Origin of the sequence: Streptomyces sp. NPDC050658 (genome assembly GCF_044457025.1) — a bacterium.
GTDB lineage: Bacteria > Actinomycetota > Actinomycetes > Streptomycetales > Streptomycetaceae > Streptomyces.
Map to the genome: position 1 here is coordinate 629,294 of NZ_JBITGM010000002.1, position 16,395 is coordinate 645,688.

The following is a 16,395-nucleotide window of genomic DNA, read 5'->3' on the forward strand; positions in this document are numbered from 1 at the left end:
ACGACGGACGACGGACGAGGGGCAGGAAGAGATGAGCGTCGACACCCAGGACATGGAGATCGTCCACCGCGCGTTCCGCCGCGAGTCGCGGCTGCTGAGGGAACTCGTCGCGGCGGTCGCCCCCGGTGACACCGCTCGCGCCAAGGTGATCGCCGACCACTTCCGCGACTACCGCATCGGACTGAAGAACCACCACGAGGGGGAGGACGAGCTGCTGTGGCCGCTGCTCCTGTCCCGGGTCGATCTGGGCGCGGACGTCGTCCTGCGCATGGAGGTCCAGCACGAGCGCGTCGCGGCCACGACGGCCCGTCTCGACGCCGCGGTCCCGGCGTGGGAGGCCACCGCCGGAGCCGACGAGCGCGACACCCTCGTGGCGGTCCTCGCCGATCACCGGGCGGTCCTGCTCGAACACCTCGACGACGAGGAGTCCGCTCTTCTTCCGCTCGCGGCCGAGCACCTCACCGAGAAGGAATGGGCCTCCCTGGGCGACCACATGGTGGCCAGTACGCCCAAGCTCACCCTGCTCACGCTCTTCGGCCTCGTCCTGGAGGACGCGGACCCGGCCGAGCGCGCCACGCTCCTCTCCGTCCTGCCCGCACCGGTACGCGCCGTCTGGCACGTCTTCGGCCGCCCTCGCCACGCCCGCCGCATCCGCCGCGTCCGCGCGGCCTGACCCGGCCACGCGCCCGAACCCGACCTGCCCCGACAAGACCTGATCCCGTACAGACCTGATCCCGCAAGGAGACAACCATGTCGCTCAAGACCGTCAACACCGCCCTGACCGCCGCCGGCATCCTCTTCGTCCTCTGGTTCGGTACGGAGTTCATCCTGCGCCCGGAGACGGTGGCGCCGACCTTCGGCCTGCCGAGCTGGCCCTCCGGAGACGGCGACGGCTTCCTCGTCCTGAAGGGCATCCGGGACGTCGCGGGCGGCCTGGTCCTCGCCGTCCTGCTGCTGACCGGTCAGCGCCGCGCACTGGGCTGGGTCATGCTGGCGGAGTCCGTCATCCCGTTCGGCGACATGGCCAACGTGCTCGCCCACGGAGGCTCCGCCGCCGCCGCGTTCGGCGTCCACGGCCTGACCGCGGTGGCGATGGTCGTCATCGGCCTGCTGACCCTGCACGAGACCCGCGAGGTCACCGCGGCCCCGGCATCCGCTCCGGCCCCCGCCGAACCGGCCCGCGTCTGACGCGGGCCGGGCCGGAAGGAGAAGCCGCTACGCCGACCCCCTGCGGACCAGGTGGGTCGGCAGCACCACGCTCTCCTCCGGCCCGCCCCGCGCCAGCAGCATCCGGGCCATCAGCCGGCCCATCTCCTCGATGTCCTGACGTACCGTCGTCAGCGACGGCGACGTCTGTTCCGCCACCGGCAGCATGTCGTCGAAGCCCACCACCGCGACATCCTCCGGGACCCGCTTCCCCCGCTCCCCCAGCACCCGCAGCGCACCCGCCGCCGACAGGTCGTTCGCGGCGAAGACGGCGTCCAGGCCGGGGCAGCGGTCGAGCAGCGTCCGCATCGCCCGCTCGCCGCCCGCCGGGGTGAAGTCGCCGTCGGCGACCAACTCCTCGCCCGCGTCCGGCAGTACGTCCCGGTAGCCGTCGAGGCGGTCCACCGCCGACGTCTGGTCGAGCGGCCCCGTGATGTGCGCGATGCGCGTGCGGCCGAGGGACGTCAGATGGCGGACGGCCGCCGCCGCACCCCCGCGGTTGTCGCAGTCGACGTACGGAGAAGTGGCCGTCCCCTCGGGCCACCCCGGACGGCCGCCGAACACCGTCGGCACCCCCGCGCCCTGGATGATGCCGGGCAGCGGATCGTCCAGGTGCAGGGAGAAGACCAGCGCCCCGTCGACGTGCCCGCCGGACAGATAGCGGCCGACCCGCTCATGATCGGCGCGGCCCTCCGTCAGGAGCAGCACCAGCTGCACGTCGCGCGAGGTCAGCTCCTTGCTGATGCCCCGCAGCTGCAGCGCGAAGAACGGGTCGGCGAAGACCCGTGTCTCCGGTTCGGCGATGACGACGGCGACCGCGTCGTGGCGCCGCGTGACGAGGCTGCGGGCGGCCCGGTTCGGCACATAGCCGAGCTCGTCCACCGCGCGCCGCACCTTCTCGGCGAGCGCGTCCCGCACCCCCGTGTCGCCGTTGACGACACGGGACACCGTGGCCCGTGAGACCCCGGCCCGCGCGGCCACCGCCTCCAGCGTGGGGCGCGGGGCTGCGCTCGTCGGCGGCTCGGTCACCTGGGGCTCCTCAAGGACTGCGGCGGATCGTCCGCCGGTCAGGATAAGGCCGCCCGGCGCACCGGACGGCAGCGGCCGCGACCCTCATTTCCGTGCGTCCGCCCTGATCAGCTCGGCGGCCTTCTCGGCGATGGCGACCGTGGGGGCGTGGGTGTGACCGCGGGTGATCCGCGGCATCACCGAGGCGTCCACGACCCGGAGCGCCTGCACGCCGCGTACCCGGAGCGCCGGATCGGTGACGGAACCGTCGTCGTCGCCCATCCGGCAGGTGCCGACCGGGTGGTAGAGCGTCTCGGCGGCGCCCCGGATCGCCCGCGCGAGGCTCTCGTCGTCGACGACGCCGGGGTACGGCCCCATCGGTCCGGCCGTGTGCGGGGCGAGTGCGCGGCCGGCGAACAGTTCCTCGGCCCGGCGTACACCGGCGACGAGGGTGTCGACGTCGGCCTGCGTCGCCAGGTAGTCGGGGTCGATGCGCGGCGGCGAGGAGACCCCCGGACCGGTCGGCGTGATCCGGCCCTCGCTCTGCGGCTGGAGGAGGACCACGCCGATCGTGATGCCGTGCTCGGTGGGCGGTTCGAGACCGTGGTTGACGAACGGGACGGGCGCGTAGATCAACTCGACGTCGGGGGCGGCCAGTTCGGGCCTGGTCCGGATGAAGGCGACGGCCTCGCCGACGTTCGACGTGAGGGGGCCGCGCCCGGCAAGCAGGAAGCGGCCCACGTTGGCGAGGGAATCGGCCCCGGTCAGCGTGACGGGGCGCGGGCAGCGCACGGTGACCGTGTAGACGAGGTGGTCCTGGAGGTGACGGCCCACGTCCGGTGCGGCGACGCGGGTGTCGATGCCCGCCCTGGCCAGCTCGTCCGGGTCGCCGACGCCGGACGCCAGGAGCAGCTGCGGCGAGCCGATGGCGCCCGCGCAGAGGATCACCTCGCGGCGGGCGATCAGCTTGCCGGCCACGCCGTCGGCGACCACGCCGGCGACGCGTGTCCCGTCGAAGTCGAGCCTGCGGACGCGCGCGCCGGTGAGGACGTGGAGGTTGCGGCGGCGGAGGGCGGGCCGCAGATATCCGTCGGCGGCGCTCCAGCGGCGGCCCGCCCGCTGGTTGACCGGGGTGGGCGCGAAACCGCCGTTGTCGGGGCCGTTCAGCTCGGGCAGTTCGGTCAGGCCCGCGTCACGGCAGGCGTCGAGGAACGCGGCCGTGGTCGGGTTGGGCTGACGCAGCGGCGAGATCCAGAGCGGCCCGTCGGTCCCGTGGACGCTGGAGGCGCCCGCCGGACCCGCCCACCGTTCGGCCCGCCGGAAGTAGCGTTCGAACTGGGCGTAGGACCACTCCTCCCCCGCGGCCGCGCCCCAGGCGTCGTAGTCGTCGCGGTGTCCGCGCACCCACATCATGGCGTTCATCGAGGACGAACCGCCGAGGGTGTGGCCGCGCGGCCAGAAGAGTTCGCGGCCGTCGAGGGCGGACTGCTTGGTGGTGGAGTAGTTCCAGTCGTACGGCGTCTTGAAGAGTTTCGGGAAGGCGGCCGGAATCCGGATCTCGGGCTTGCGGTCGCGCGGCCCGGACTCGACGAGCGCCACCCGCGTCGCGGGATTCTCCGAGAGCCGCGCGGCCAGCACGCACCCCGCTGATCCGGCTCCGACGATGACGTAGTCGTACTCGCTGTCCTTGCTCAACTCGGCTCCCTCGGGGGACGGTTCGCGGCGGCGTGCGTACAGGACGACGTGCGGGGTGGCGCAGGGATGATCCGTACAAGGAGTACACCCAACGCGCTCCTCCGGGGAAAGGGTTGGCGCGCCGAAAGATGTGTCCTACAGGATCTCCACAAGCCCGTCTCCGGCCCACGCGGGGGCGCCGCCTACGCTGCAGTGCATGTTCAAGAATTGGCGAGCGCGCAAGCAGGCCGAGCTGCACGAGGAGTTGGCCGCCGCGCTGTGGGACGCGGACCCGGATGTCCGCGGCAAGGCGGCCGTCGAAGCGGCCGAGCGCGCCCAACCCGCGTGGGCTCTCTGCGAGTTGGCCCTCGCGATGGAGCGCGAGACGGCCACCGAGGAGCCCTTCACGTCGATGGCGGGCGGCTTCGCCGACGCGCTCTGGCGCGACCGGGAGCTGCGCCGCCGGGCGGAGGCGGTCTTCACCGCGAATCTGGCGGACCCCGAGAGTTTCGTGCGCCAGTGGACGGCCCTCGTGGCCGAACTCGGCGGCCCCGCGGCCCCGCACGAGGTCTCCGCCGACCTGCGGGAGGACGCGCGTGACCGGCTCGGCCAGCTCCGGGAGCTCGGCTGGACGGCACAGGGGATCACCGGGGCCGGGCGGCCGGACAGTGTCGCGTACGAGATGCAGTTCGGCGTCGGTGTGATGCTGGCCTGCGTGGTGCTGCGCCGGGCCACACCGCTGCCGGAGTCCGAGGCCGAGCGGCTGCGGGCCAGGACGCGGGCGACGCTGGAGGAGGCGCTGGCCACGGAGCCGAACAGCAAGGCGCGGGCCGAGCTGCTCGTCCCCCTCGCGCAGGGCCCCGCCGAGCCGTCCTGGACGGACTGGCCGCGGATCGGGCTGGAGATCGACGAGGCCGTCGCCCAGTGCGCCACCGGCGAGCCCCGGCGGGTCACGCTCGGTGTCGAGGCGCTCGCCCATCTCCTGAACCTCAACCACGTACTGCGTTATGACGCGGTGCGCGCGACGCTCGACGGACTGGTCGCGCGGGACCTGGAGCCCTTCGCGCTGAGCCAGGTCCTGGACTGCTACGACTCGCTGCACCGGTCCGTGCCGCTGACCGATCCGCCGCTGCCGCTCTTCCTCGACTGCCTGGGCCACGCCGACGAACGCGTGCGCACCGGGGCCGCCACCGGCCTTGAGGAGCTCGCGGTGGGCGGCCCGGAGGAAGGCCGCGTGGTGCGGGCCCTGATCGACGTCCTCGACCACGATCCCGAGGACGGCGTGCGCTGGATGACCGCCGGGAGCCTCGCGGGCATGCGGTGCGCCGACAAGGCCAACGCGCAAGCCGCCGGTGACGCCCTGCGCCGGTACGCGCAGTCGCCCGTCGCGGAGATCCGGGCGCAGAGCATGCGGGACGCGCTGCGGCAGGGCACCCCGGACGCGTACGACTGGCTGCTGCGCGAGTTCGAGAACCCCGACATGCACTGGCACTTCATCACGGCGTTCAAGATCGCCGCCCTGGCCGACGGTTTCCGGCTCCCGTCCGACATCCGGCCCGGACTCGCCGAACGGCTGGAGCGGCTGGCCGCCTCCCGTTGGGCGGACCGCTGCGCGGACACCGGCGCGTTCCCGGACGTCGCGGACCGCGAGGAGATGCTCGCCGAGCTGCTGGACGCGGTGCGGGAGGCCGCCTAGTTCCCGTCCGGCGGCGTCGGTCCCGCCTGCCGCCGCCGGCTTCCGCCAGGGCCTGTCCGGCGGATCTGGCCGACTGCCTGTGGGCGGTGTCTTGTCTGTGCCGGTGAGCGGTGGTCTGGTGCGTGCAGCTGCAAGGCGGCGGATCGAGGCATCGCGGAGCGACGGTGATGGACGACAGCGATGGTGATGGACGACAACGCCGCAGCTGCGCGTGCCGGGCCACCGCTTGCCAGGCCGCCGCGTCCCGGGCAAGATCCGCCGGACAGGTCCTAGTGCTCGTGCCCCTCGCTCTTCGCGGCGTGATGCGGCTCGTAGTCCGGGATCGTCCCGTCCGCCTTCTTCACCAGGAAGAGGCCGACCATCCCCATGTCCGAGTGGCTCTGCACATGGCAGTGGTACATCCAGGCGCCCGCCCCGACGCCCTCCCCCGCGATCACCTGGAAGCCGAACGAGTCCCCCGGCCCGGTGATCTTGTCGTCGAGGATCTGGCTGGGGTCGTCGGGGCCGGTGAGCAGGCCCGTGCGGTTGTCCGCCCAGCGGTGACCGTGGATGTGGAACGTGTGGTAGTACTCGCCGTGCGTGATCGAGACGAACTCCACCCGATCGCCCACCGTGGCCTCGAAGTTGGGGCTCTGGTGACCCGGCTTGTTGTTGATCGTCATGTCGTTGAAGACGATGGTGAAGGTCTTGTCCGGGAGCAGATCGCCCTTGCGCCGCACGATCAGCGGGCCGTAGAGCCCCTTGCGCAGTCCGCCGGTGCCGTGATCGGTGCCGACGACGTGGTCGTGGTAGTGCCAGTAGCCCGCCGTGCCCGGCCGCCAGGTGCCGTCCTTGCGGCGGCCGGGCGCGTGGGTGCGCCAGGTGTACGTGCGTTTGCCGCCGGGCTCGACGTCGCTCTTGGTGTGCTTGGTGCCGTCGCTGGAGATCTCGTAGTCCATGCCGTGGACGTGCAGGCTCGCGTTCACGTCCATCGTGTTCTCGAACTCGATGTGCAGTGTGTCGCCCTCGTTGAGTTCGATGAGCGGGCCGGGGATGGTCGCCTTGCCCTTCTCCAGGCCGTAGCCCATCTGCCCGTCGGGAAGCTTCTCCGCGTACATCTTGATGCGCTTGACCTCGCCGCCGGCCGGCGCGGTCTTCGGCCCCTCGGCCGTGCTCGCCTCGGGCGCCGTGGCCATCGACAACGATGTCACCCCGGCCGTCGCGGCCACGCCGCCCACCAGCATCCGTCGGTTGAAGCTCCGTCTGTCCATGCCGAACTCCCCACTGCGGTACGGAGGCTGACGGGGCAGCGGTTGCCCCCGGGACGGCCACACGGTACTGGGGGAATCTTCGTTTATCCACACTCAGGACAAAGTTCGCGCTCTTGCGGTCATACCTATTGGCGAGTGACGAAAAGAGGTCTAGCTTCATCGGCGCTGTTGCTGTGACCGACGAGGGGTGGGTGTACTCATGCGGCTCACACCGCATCAAAAACCCTTGGGCATACGAGGGTTGAGCAGACGCAGGGATCGCGGAAGACGACGCTCGCACCGGGCCTGGGCCGCCGCCCTGCTCTCCGGGGCCCTGGTCACCGGCGCGCTCTCCGCACAGGCCGCGACCGCGCGGCCGTACCCGGAACCGCCGTTGACAACGATGTCTCTCCCCTCGCCGCCCGGCGGGGCGAACGTCCGCGTCCTGGTCTTCCACGGATCGGCGGCGGGCGGCGACGAGTCCCCCGTGGTCAACGCGGGCATCGCGGCCATCGAGAAGATCGGCCAATCGGGCCCGGCCGCCCAGCGGTTCAGGATCGAGGCGACGGACGACCCGGCGGTCTTCACCAACGAGGCCAAGCTCGGCAAGTTCAACGCGGTCGCCTTCCTGACCGGCGGCGGCGACGTCCTCGACCCCGAGCAGGAGGCGGGTCTGGAGGCGTACATGGAGGCGGGCGGCGGCTTCCTCGGCATCCATGACGCGGCCCGCGCCGAGCCGTACTCGACCTGGTTCACCGGCCTGATCGGTGCCCGTCCCGCCGACTCCAGCCCGACGGACGTACAGCGTGCGACCGTTGAGGTGGGCGACCGGCAGCACCCCGCCGCCAAGGACCTGCCGCTCCAGTGGAAACGCCCCGACCGGTGGCTGAACTGGACGAAGAACCCGTCCGGCGACGTGCACACGGTGGCCCGCGTGCGCGAGGCGACGTACCAGCCGGGCGAGAGCAAGAACGGCTGGGACCACCCGGTGTCCTGGTGCCGCGACTACGACGGCGGGCGCTCCTTCTACACCGGCATGGGCGGCACGGCCGACTCCTACGACGAGACCGACTTCCGGCAGCACCTGCGCGGCGCCCTGCTCTGGACGACCCGCATCGCGCGTGCCGACTGCAAGGCGGCGATCAACGCCAACTACAAGGCGGAGCGGCTGACCCAGGCCAACCAGCCGGGCCAGAACGACCAGATCGGCGAGCCGCACGGCCTGGTCACGGCCCCCGACGGCCGGGTCCTCTACATCGGCCGCGGCGGCGCCGACTCCTCGCAGCCGGTCGTCACCGACTGGAACAACCCGGACATCGGCAAGGGCAAGGGCGAGATCCACGTCTACGACCCGAAGACCAAGAAGGTGACCCTCGCGGGCGCGCTGACGGTCTTCGGCAACAAGGGCGGCGGAGATGAGCTGATCAAGGTCGAAGAGGGCCTGCTGGGCATCGAGCTGGACCCGAAGTTCAGTGAGAACGGGTGGGTGTATCTGCACTACACGCCCCACTCGAAGATCAACCGCGACACGCACATGGGCGAGCGGTACGTCTCCCGCTTCACGCTCGACCAGGCCACCAACAAGCTGGACCTGAACAGCGAGAAGGTCCTTCTCAAGTGGCCGGTGCAGATTCACAGTTGCTGCCACGCGGGCGGCGGGATGGCCTGGGACTCCAAGGGCAATCTCTACATCGCGACCGGTGACAACAACTCCTCGCGGTTCAGCGACGGTTACTCCGGCAACAACCCGCAGCCCAACTTCAAGGGCGTCTCGTTCGCCGACGCGCGCCGCACCGCGGGCAACACCAACAACCTCAACGGCAAGATCCTGCGCATCCACCCGGAGGCCGACGGGACGTACACGCTCCCCGAGGGCAACCTCTTCACCGGCAAGGAGCCGGACGAGGGCGGCGGCAAGACGCGCGGCGAGATCTACGTGATGGGCGTCAGGAACCCGGCGCGCATCTCGATCGACAAGCAGACCGACACCCTGTACGCGGGCTGGGTCGGCCCCGACGCCGGTCAGCCGTCGACGACTTGGGGCCCGGCGAAGTACGACACGTTCGCCGCGATCACCCACGCCTCCAACCGCGGCTGGCCGTACTGCATGGGCAACAACCAGCCCTACCGGGACCGCAATCTGCCCGACCCGACAAAACCGCTGGGCTGGTACGACTGCAAGAACCTCAAGAACGAGTCGCCCAACAACGACGGCCTGGTGAACATCCCGCCGGCCGAGCCCAACAACATCTGGTACTCGCCGCAGGGCGGCGGCATCGACTACCCGCGCGACGCCAACGGCGTCCCGAGCTACAAGAACGAGGAGCAGAAGCAGCTCCTGCCGTGGCTCAAGGGCGGCGGCCAGGCCACGATGAACGGCCCGGTCTACCGCTACGACGCGGCGAACACGAGCGCCGACAAGTGGCCCTCGTACTGGGACGGGAAGTGGTTCGTCGGCGATTTCTACGACTCCGACCAGCCGCGGCACGCGGTGCTGACCGACCCGAAGACGGTCGGCGGCGGCGGGCTCCCGACGCACGCCGAGTCCCTGAAGAAGATCATCCCGATCGGCAACGACGGCATCAAGAACCTCATGGACTGGAGGTTCGCGCCCGACGGTTCGCTGTACGTGCTCGACTACGGCCGCGGCTTCTTCACCTCGGACGCCAAGTCGGCGCTGTGGCGGGTCACTTATCAGGGCGGCGCGCCGACCCCGGCCGCCGACGACCTCGCGAGGAGGGCCGGATGACGGTACGCAGGCGAAGACTCTGGACGGCGCTGCTCGCGTCGCTCCTGATGGTGCTCGGCCTGACGTCGACGGCGGCCTACGGGCGGCCCGACAACGCGGGCCTCGCGGACCAGACGCTGACCTGGACCGCGAACAACGACATCACCAAGTACGCGTCCGCGCCCGCCACAGCGGTCGCGGGCAAGACGACGATCGTCTTCGAGAACAGCGCGGCGACCGGCAACGACACGGGCATGCCGCACACGCTGACGTTCGACGTCTCCGACCCCGAGTACAACAACGACGTACCGCTGAACATCCTGGCCAACCCGAACGACGACCAGGGCGGCAAGCACACCGCCGAGGTGACGCTGACGCCCGGCCGTTACCGCTACCACTGCACGATCCCCGGCCACGAGTCGATGCAGGGCATCCTCGTCGTGACCGACGGCGGCGGCGCGGACACCACGGCTCCGGAGACCTCGGCGAAGGTGGAGGGACAGACCAACTCCGATGGCGCGTACGTCGGTTCGGCGACCGTCGCGGTGACGGCGACCGACGCGGGCTCCGGGGTCGACAAGGTCGAGTACGCGGTCGGCGCGGACGGCGCCTGGCAGCCGTACACGGCGCCCGTGGTCGTGAACCAGGTCGGCACCCACAAGATCCGCTACCGGGCGAGCGACAAGGCGGGCAACGTGGCGGCGGAGAAGGCCGTCGACTTCACGGTCGTCCCGCCGTCGACCGACGACAAGACCCCGCCGGAGACCTCGGCGACGGTGACCGGCGAGAAGAACGACCAGGGTCAGTACATCGGGATGGCGACGGTCACGGTGACGGCGTCCGACACCGGCTCCGGCGTCAACAAGATCGAGTACGCGATCGGGGACGGCGCCTGGACGACGTACACGGCGCCCGTGATGGTGCACGAGACGGGCGCGCACAAGGTCCGCTACCGCGCCGCCGACAAGGCCGGCAACGTCGCCGCGGAGAAGTCCGTCGAGTTCACGGTGGTCGCGCCGCCGGTCGAGGACAAGACGCCGCCGGAGACCACCGCGAAGGTCGAGGGCGACAAGGACTCGGACGGCGCCTACCTCGGCAAGGCGAAGGTGACGGTCACGGCGACCGACGCCGACTCCGGGGTCGACAAGATCGAGTACTCGCTGGACGGCGGCCCCTATCTCGCGTACGCCGATCCGGTCGTCGTCGACCGCGTGGGGCGGCACACCGTGGCGTACCGGGCGAGCGACAAGGCCGGCAATGTGGCGGAGGCGAAGAACGCCTCCTTCACCGTCGCGGAGGGCGGCGGCGTCCCGGCGCCCAACTGCCCCGAGTTCGACGAGCGGTTGACGGTGTTCGTCGGCACGGTCGACACGGGCATCCCGAACCGGGTCACGAACAACCGGTGCCGGATCAACGAGTTGATCGAGGACGAGAAGGAGTGGACGTCGCACGCGCTCTTCCTGAAGCACGTCAAGAGCGTCACCGACAAGCTTCTGAGGGCCGGTGAGATCGACCAGCGCGAGTACAACAAGATCAACCGCGCGGCGAAGCAGTCCGGCATCGGCAAGCCGGGCCAGACCGAGGGCTACCGCAAGATCTTCGACGGCACCCAGGAGTCGCTGGACAAGTGGGAGCAGGTCGGCGGCGGCAAGTTCGGCCTGAACGGCGACGGTTCGATCACCAGCAGCACCTCCGTGGCGGGCATGGGCATGCTGTGGTTCCCGGAGCGCAAGTACGGCGACTTCTCGCTGAAGCTCCAGTGGCGGGACGACGCACCGGGCAACGGCAATGCCAACGCGGGTGTGTTCGTGCGCTTCCCGCAGGTCCACGACCACCCGGAGGAGCCGCGCCCGGAGTGGGTCGCCATCAAGTACGGGCACGAGGTACAGGTGCTGGACCGGCCTGACGGCGACATGTACAAGACGGGGTCGGTCTACGGCTTCGACCGGGTGGGCCTCGGCGGCGCCGGCGTCACTCCGAAGGGCACGTGGAACGACTACGAGATCCGGGTGGTGGACCAGCACTACTCGGTCTACCGCAACGGCGTCCTGATCAACGAGTTCGACAACACGGGCGGCCAGGACTTCGTCCCGCCGCGCGGCGACGACCCCGGCACGGACGGGCGCCGGTTCGCGTCCGGCCATGTCGGGCTCCAGGTGCACGGGGTCACCGATGTGATCTCGTACCGGGACATCAGGATCAAGGAGCTGTAGCCACCCGGCATCGGTCACCGGCTTCGGCCCCCGCACCCCGACCAGGGGCGCGGGGGCCGTTGTCAGTGGCGTGCGGCATGCTTTTGATCAACGGAACCGAGCACGGGGGAACAGGGATGGCCACCACGGGGGCAGCGGGAGCGACGACGGGGATCGACGACATCGACTGGGCGTCGATGGTGCATGCCTACGGAGACGCGTCGGACGTGCCGCGGCTCCTGCGGGACCTGGCATCGGCGGACCCGGCCGAGCGGGACACAGCCCTCGACGGGATGTACGGCGCGGTGCATCACCAGGGCGATGTCTACGACTCCACGGTCGCCTGCCTCCCGTTCCTCTTCGATCTCGTCGCCGACACGTCGGTCGCCGACCGGGGTGCCCTGGTGGAGCTGCTGTGCAGCATCGCGGGCGAGGAGGACCCCGATCCCGAGGAGATCGGCGGCCTCTTCGAGGACGAGGAGGAGGACGCGGCCTGGGTCGCGAACTTCCTCACGGCCAGTGCCACGGTCCGGGGGCGGGCCGAGTTCTTCCTGGAGCGCCTCGCGGACCCCGATCCGGGCCTGCGCGAGGTGATTCCGGGGGCACTGGTCCACCTGCACGACGACCCCGTGCGGGTGTTTGCCGCACTGCGTGGGCGGATGGCCATGGAGGAGGAGGCAGAGGTCGTACGTTCTCTGGTGCGGGCCATCGGCGTGCTGGGCACCCGTCACACGCCGTCGCTCGGCGCGGAGGCCGGCGCCTGTCTGCGCGACGTGATCTCGTCCGGCACCGCCGATCCGGAGCTGCGGCTGACGGTCCTGGCGCAGCTGGCCCGGTGCGCTCCCGGCCAACTGCCGCAGGACTGCGTCGACATCGCCACGGAGGTGATGCGGATCGCGTACGAGACCAAGGGGACGTCCGAGGCCACTGCCGCCGCCCCCGAACGGCCGCGCACGGACACGCTGCTGTCCCATCTCAGGGACCTGGAGGCCGAGCGCCGCGCGCGTATCGACGCGAGCCTGGCCGACGACCTGCTGGCGGACCTGCACGACGCGCTCGGCGACGCGACGACCCCTCGGTTCGAGCTGCTCAACCACCAGCTGTGCAGCCCCGACTGGGGACAGCGCATGGCCGCGGTCGAGATGGGCGGGCGCCTGCTGAGCGGCTGGCGCGCGCCGGACGACCTCCTGGTCGCGCTGCTCGCGCGGCAGCTCGTCGAGCGCGATGAGCGGCTGTCCAGGGCCGCGTTGCGCCAGTTGGCGTACGCGGCTCCCATCGCCCGGGTCACGGCGAACGTGCTGGACGCGGCCCTCGCCGAGTGGGAGGACGAGTGGAGCCCGGAGGACTGGGAGACCTCGCTGTTCGGCGGTGCGGTCAAGGCGCTGGCCCTGCAGGGCGACGGGCGGGTCGTGCCCCATCTGGCCGCCGCCCTGGAGAGCGGCGGCGACGTCCCCGAGGACCTGCCCCGGTGGGTCAGGGCGATCGGCCCGGCGGCGGCGCCCCTCGCGCCGGTGCTGCACCACAGGCTGACGTCCCTGGGCCCGGACGACGCCCGGAGGGACTCCTCCCGCCTGGTCACGGCCATCGGCGGCCTGCACCTGGCCGAATCCCTGCCGCTGGTCGTCGGCGTCCTGCGGGACCACCACGGGGCGCAGTCCCAGTGGCCCGCGCTGCGGGCACTCGTCCGGTACGGGCGGGCAGCGGCGGACGACGTCGCCCCGTATCTGCGCGAGCTGGTGTCCGACGGCTCCCACACCGTCAGCCACCGTCTTGAGGCGGCCGACGCGCTGCGCGCGGTGACGGGCGAGACCGAGCGCGTCCTGCCCGTCCTGCGCGAGGCCCTGGCCGGGGACCGTCAGTCCAACCGGAGCCTCGCCCTGCGCATCGCCGGGTCGCTCGGCCCGGAGGCCGCGGAAGTCGTGCCCCGGCTGCGGGAACTGGCCGCAGCCGGGGGTTCCCTGGAGGCGACGATCGCGCTGTGGAAGGTGCGGGGCGAGGCCGCCGAGGTCCTTCCGGCCTTCCTGGCCCAGTGGACGGGCCGGCCCGGCGACCGTCCGGCGATCGCCGCGTGCCTGGACCGGATGGGCACGGAGGCGATACCGGCCCTCCCGCTGGTACGCGCGGAGCTGGCCGCCACCCGCCGCCACAACAACGACGGCTCACCCGGCATCATGCGCCACGCGATCGCCGATGACGAGCTCCTGCTGAGCAGGTGCCGCCGCATCGCCGACCGGCTGACGCAGGAGGGCGAGGGCTGACACAGGAGGGCACGGCCTGACGCAGGAGAGCACGGCTGACGCAAGAGGGCACGGGCTGACCGACCTCCCGGCCGGTCACTCCTCGTGCTTGGCCCGGCTCGGCTGCACCCGCTTCGGTTCGCCCGGCATCTTCGGGTACTCGGGCGGATACGGCATGTCGCCGAGACCCCGGTCGTGCTCGTCCCGGTCGGCCTGCTCCAGGAGCGCGTCGAGCGAGAAGGCGTGCTTCTCCATGTCGGCGTGCACATCGCCCACTTGGGCATACCGGTGCGGCATCGTGCCGATGTCGAAATCCTGCGGGACGGCGTCGTCGATCTCGTCCCAGCGCAGGGGCGCCGACACTGCGGCGTTCGGCCGGGGCCGGATCGAGTAGGCGGAGGCGATGGTGCGGTCGCGGGCGGTCTGGTTGAAGTCGACGAAGATCCGCTCGCCGCGCTCCTCCTTCCACCAGGCGGTGGTGACCGCGTCCGGCATGCGCCGCTCCAGCTCGCGTCCGCAGGCGATGACCGCACGTCGTACGCCGGTGAAGTTCCAGCGGGGCTCGATCGGCACGAAGACGTGGATGCCGCGCCCGCCGGACGTCTTGGGCCACCCTTGGAGGCCGAACTCGTCCAGCACTGCCCGGAGTTCATGGGCGGCGCGCACCGCGTCCGCGTAGTCCGTGCCGGGCTGCGGGTCGAGGTCGATGCGGAGTTCGTCGGGGTGGTCGGGGTTGTCGCGGCGTACCGGCCAGGGATGGAAGGTGAGGGTGTTGAACTGCGCGGCCCAGACCACGGCGGCGATCTCGGTGGGGCAGATCTCGTCGGCGGTGCGTCCGCTGGGGAAGGCGATGGTGCCGGTGGGGATCCAGTCGGGGAGGTTCTTGGGGGCGCGCTTCTGGTAGAAGTACTCGCCGGTGACGCCGTCCGGGAAGCGCTGGAGCGTCGTGGGGCGGTCCCGCAGGGCGCGCACGATCCCGTCGCCGACCGCGAGGAAGTACTGGGCGACGTCCAGCTTGGTGAATCCCGGCTCCGGAAAGACGACCTTGTCCGGGCTGGAGAGCCGCACCGTCCGCCCACCCGCGTCGAGCTCCACCGCTTTTCCACCCATGCGGTCACGCTAGGCCCGCGGGGCTGACACCGCATACCGGGCGTCATGCGACATACCGGTCCACAATCAAGCCATGGATCTGCCGGTCATGCCGCCCGTCAAGCCCATGCTCGCCAAGCCCGTGGCGAGGATTCCGCAGGGCATGCAGTACGAGGCCAAGTGGGACGGCTTCCGCGCGATCATCTTCCGGGACGGGGCGGAGCTGGAGATCGGCAGCCGCACGGGGAAGCCGCTCACCCGCTACTTTCCCGAACTGGTCGAGGCGCTGCTCGCGCGGCTTCCGGACCGCTGTGTGCTCGACGGCGAGATCGTCATCGCGCGGGACGGCCGGCTCGACTTCGACGCCCTCACGGAACGCATCCACCCCGCCGCATCCCGCGTACGGACGCTCTCGGAACGGACTCCGGCCTCGTTCGTGGCCTTCGACCTGCTGGCCCTGGACGACGAGGCGCTGCTGGACACGCCCCTCACCGACCGGCGTACGCGGCTGGCCGAGGCCCTTGCGGGCGTGACGGCCCCCGTCCACCTCGCGCCCGCCACCACGGACCCGGAGCTGGCGCGGAAGTGGTTCGAGCAGTACGAGGGCGCGGGCCTGGACGGTGTCATCGCCAAGCCGCTCGACCTGCGCTACCGGCAGAACGAACGCCTCATGTTCAAGATCAAGCACGAGCGCACGGCGGACTGCGTGGTCGCGGGCTACCGCTTCCACAAGAGCGGCCCCATCGTCGGCTCGCTCCTCCTCGGCCTGTACGACGACGCGGGCACCCTGCAGCACGTCGGCGTCTGCGCGGCCTTCTCCATGCAGCGGCGCGCGGAGCTGGTGGACGAGCTGGAGCCGCTGCGGATGGAGTCGGCGGAGGGTCACCCCTGGGCGGCCTGGACGGACGATGCCGCGCACGCCACCTCCCGGATGCCGGGCGCCCCCAGCCGCTGGTCCGGCAAGAAGGACCTCTCCTGGGTGCCACTGCGCCCCGAGCGTGTCTGCGAGGTCGCGTACGACCACATGGAGGGCGGGCAGCGCTTCCGCCACACGGCACGGTTCCGCACCTGGCGCCCGGACCGCACCCCCGACAGCTGCACGTTCACCCAGCTGGAGGAGCCGGTCCGGTACGACCTCGCGGATGTGCTGCGGTAGCGGAACCCTTTTCGACGCACCCTTCGTATCGCTGCCCCATGTCCGTTCACTGCCGTACGCCCGTTGGACCGGCGGCGCGATCCCGTGCACCCGCAACGCAATCACGCCAATGTTCGACCCCGCTGCCGCGCGCGGCTTCCGCGTCATCGGCCCCGACCGTATGCTCCTGCGCCTGATACG

The 16,395-nt window shown here is 71.2% G+C and carries 11 protein-coding genes; 7 read left to right on the forward strand and 4 right to left on the reverse strand.

The features are described from left to right. Nucleotides 1–31 precede the first annotated feature (31 nt). Together ACIBKX_RS09690 and ACIBKX_RS09695 are read left to right on the forward strand one after the other, a co-directional pair. Entirely contained in the window at nt 32–673 is a 642-nt protein-coding gene (locus ACIBKX_RS09690; RefSeq protein WP_363271322.1) for a hemerythrin domain-containing protein, read from the forward strand. Nucleotides 674–750: 77 nt separating this feature from the next. Continuing rightward, on the forward strand, nt 751–1,188 hold the full coding sequence (locus tag ACIBKX_RS09695; RefSeq protein WP_363271323.1) for a DUF4267 domain-containing protein: 438 nt from the start codon (nt 751–753) through the stop codon (nt 1,186–1,188). 27 nt (nt 1,189–1,215) lie between these two features. Here ACIBKX_RS09695 and ACIBKX_RS09700 read toward each other — a convergent pair whose 3' ends face one another. Both ACIBKX_RS09700 and ACIBKX_RS09705 read right to left on the reverse strand, forming a co-directional pair. Beyond that, nucleotides 1,216–2,235, reverse strand: a complete 1,020-nt coding sequence (locus tag ACIBKX_RS09700; protein ID WP_363271324.1) for a LacI family DNA-binding transcriptional regulator — start codon at nt 2,233–2,235, stop codon at nt 1,216–1,218. Nucleotides 2,236–2,319: 84 nt separating this feature from the next. After that, nucleotides 2,320–3,909, reverse strand: a complete 1,590-nt coding sequence (locus tag ACIBKX_RS09705; protein WP_363271325.1) for a GMC family oxidoreductase N-terminal domain-containing protein — start codon at nt 3,907–3,909, stop codon at nt 2,320–2,322. A gap of 196 nt (nt 3,910–4,105) precedes the next feature. Between ACIBKX_RS09705 and ACIBKX_RS09710 the strand changes: the two genes are divergently transcribed. Then, complete coding sequence (locus ACIBKX_RS09710; RefSeq protein ID WP_363271326.1) at nt 4,106–5,584, forward strand: hypothetical protein; 1,479 nt, start codon at nt 4,106–4,108, stop codon at nt 5,582–5,584. 269 nt (nt 5,585–5,853) lie between these two features. Here ACIBKX_RS09710 and ACIBKX_RS09715 read toward each other — a convergent pair whose 3' ends face one another. Continuing rightward, on the reverse strand, nt 5,854–6,834 hold the full coding sequence (locus ACIBKX_RS09715; RefSeq protein ID WP_363271327.1) for a multicopper oxidase domain-containing protein: 981 nt from the start codon (nt 6,832–6,834) through the stop codon (nt 5,854–5,856). Between the two features lie 199 nt (nt 6,835–7,033). On the opposite strand from ACIBKX_RS09715, the gene ACIBKX_RS09720 reads away from it, so the two are divergent. The 3 genes from ACIBKX_RS09720 to ACIBKX_RS09730 all read left to right on the forward strand — a co-directional run bounded on the left by ACIBKX_RS09720 (nt 7,034) and on the right by ACIBKX_RS09730 (nt 13,991). Next, nucleotides 7,034–9,562, forward strand: a complete 2,529-nt coding sequence (locus tag ACIBKX_RS09720) for a ThuA domain-containing protein (protein ID WP_399375717.1) — start codon at nt 7,034–7,036, stop codon at nt 9,560–9,562. Then, nucleotides 9,559–11,754 carry an OmpL47-type beta-barrel domain-containing protein gene (locus tag ACIBKX_RS09725; protein WP_363271328.1) on the forward strand — a complete coding sequence of 732 codons (2,196 nt, stop codon included), beginning with the start codon at nt 9,559–9,561 and terminating at the stop codon, nt 11,752–11,754. Before ACIBKX_RS09720 ends, ACIBKX_RS09725 begins: the two co-directional genes overlap by 4 nt. 116 nt (nt 11,755–11,870) lie before the next feature. Further along, the gene (locus ACIBKX_RS09730; RefSeq protein ID WP_363271329.1) at nt 11,871–13,991 is read left to right on the forward strand and encodes a HEAT repeat domain-containing protein; all 2,121 of its coding nucleotides are present in this window, start codon (nt 11,871–11,873) and stop codon (nt 13,989–13,991) included. 75 nt (nt 13,992–14,066) lie between these two features. Here ACIBKX_RS09730 and ligD read toward each other — a convergent pair whose 3' ends face one another. Further along, on the reverse strand, nt 14,067–15,080 hold the full coding sequence (gene ligD, locus ACIBKX_RS09735; RefSeq protein ID WP_363271330.1) for a non-homologous end-joining DNA ligase: 1,014 nt from the start codon (nt 15,078–15,080) through the stop codon (nt 14,067–14,069). 73 nt (nt 15,081–15,153) lie between these two features. Here ligD and ACIBKX_RS09740 point away from each other — a divergent pair, with 73 nt between their 5' ends. Then, on the forward strand, nt 15,154–16,215 hold the full coding sequence (locus ACIBKX_RS09740; RefSeq protein WP_363271331.1) for an ATP-dependent DNA ligase: 1,062 nt from the start codon (nt 15,154–15,156) through the stop codon (nt 16,213–16,215). The last annotated feature ends 180 nt before the right edge of the window (nt 16,216–16,395 follow it).

Bases quoted from the DNA above. Each gene is read 5' to 3' on its own strand.
- ACIBKX_RS09690 (WP_363271322.1), top strand. From the start codon at position 32: ATGAGCGTCGACACCCAGGACATGGAGATCGTCCACCGCGCGTTCCGC.
- ACIBKX_RS09695 (WP_363271323.1), top strand. From the start codon at position 751: ATGTCGCTCAAGACCGTCAACACCGCCCTGACCGCCGCCGGCATCCTC.
- ACIBKX_RS09710 (WP_363271326.1), top strand. From the start codon at position 4,106: ATGTTCAAGAATTGGCGAGCGCGCAAGCAGGCCGAGCTGCACGAGGAG.
- ACIBKX_RS09715 (WP_363271327.1), bottom strand. From the start codon at position 6,834: ATGGACAGACGGAGCTTCAACCGACGGATGCTGGTGGGCGGCGTGGCC.
- ACIBKX_RS09720 (WP_399375717.1), top strand. From the start codon at position 7,034: ATGCGGCTCACACCGCATCAAAAACCCTTGGGCATACGAGGGTTGAGC.
- ACIBKX_RS09725 (WP_363271328.1), top strand. From the start codon at position 9,559: ATGACGGTACGCAGGCGAAGACTCTGGACGGCGCTGCTCGCGTCGCTC.
- ACIBKX_RS09730 (WP_363271329.1), top strand. From the start codon at position 11,871: ATGGCCACCACGGGGGCAGCGGGAGCGACGACGGGGATCGACGACATC.
- ligD (WP_363271330.1), bottom strand. From the start codon at position 15,080: ATGGGTGGAAAAGCGGTGGAGCTCGACGCGGGTGGGCGGACGGTGCGG.
- ACIBKX_RS09740 (WP_363271331.1), top strand. From the start codon at position 15,154: ATGGATCTGCCGGTCATGCCGCCCGTCAAGCCCATGCTCGCCAAGCCC.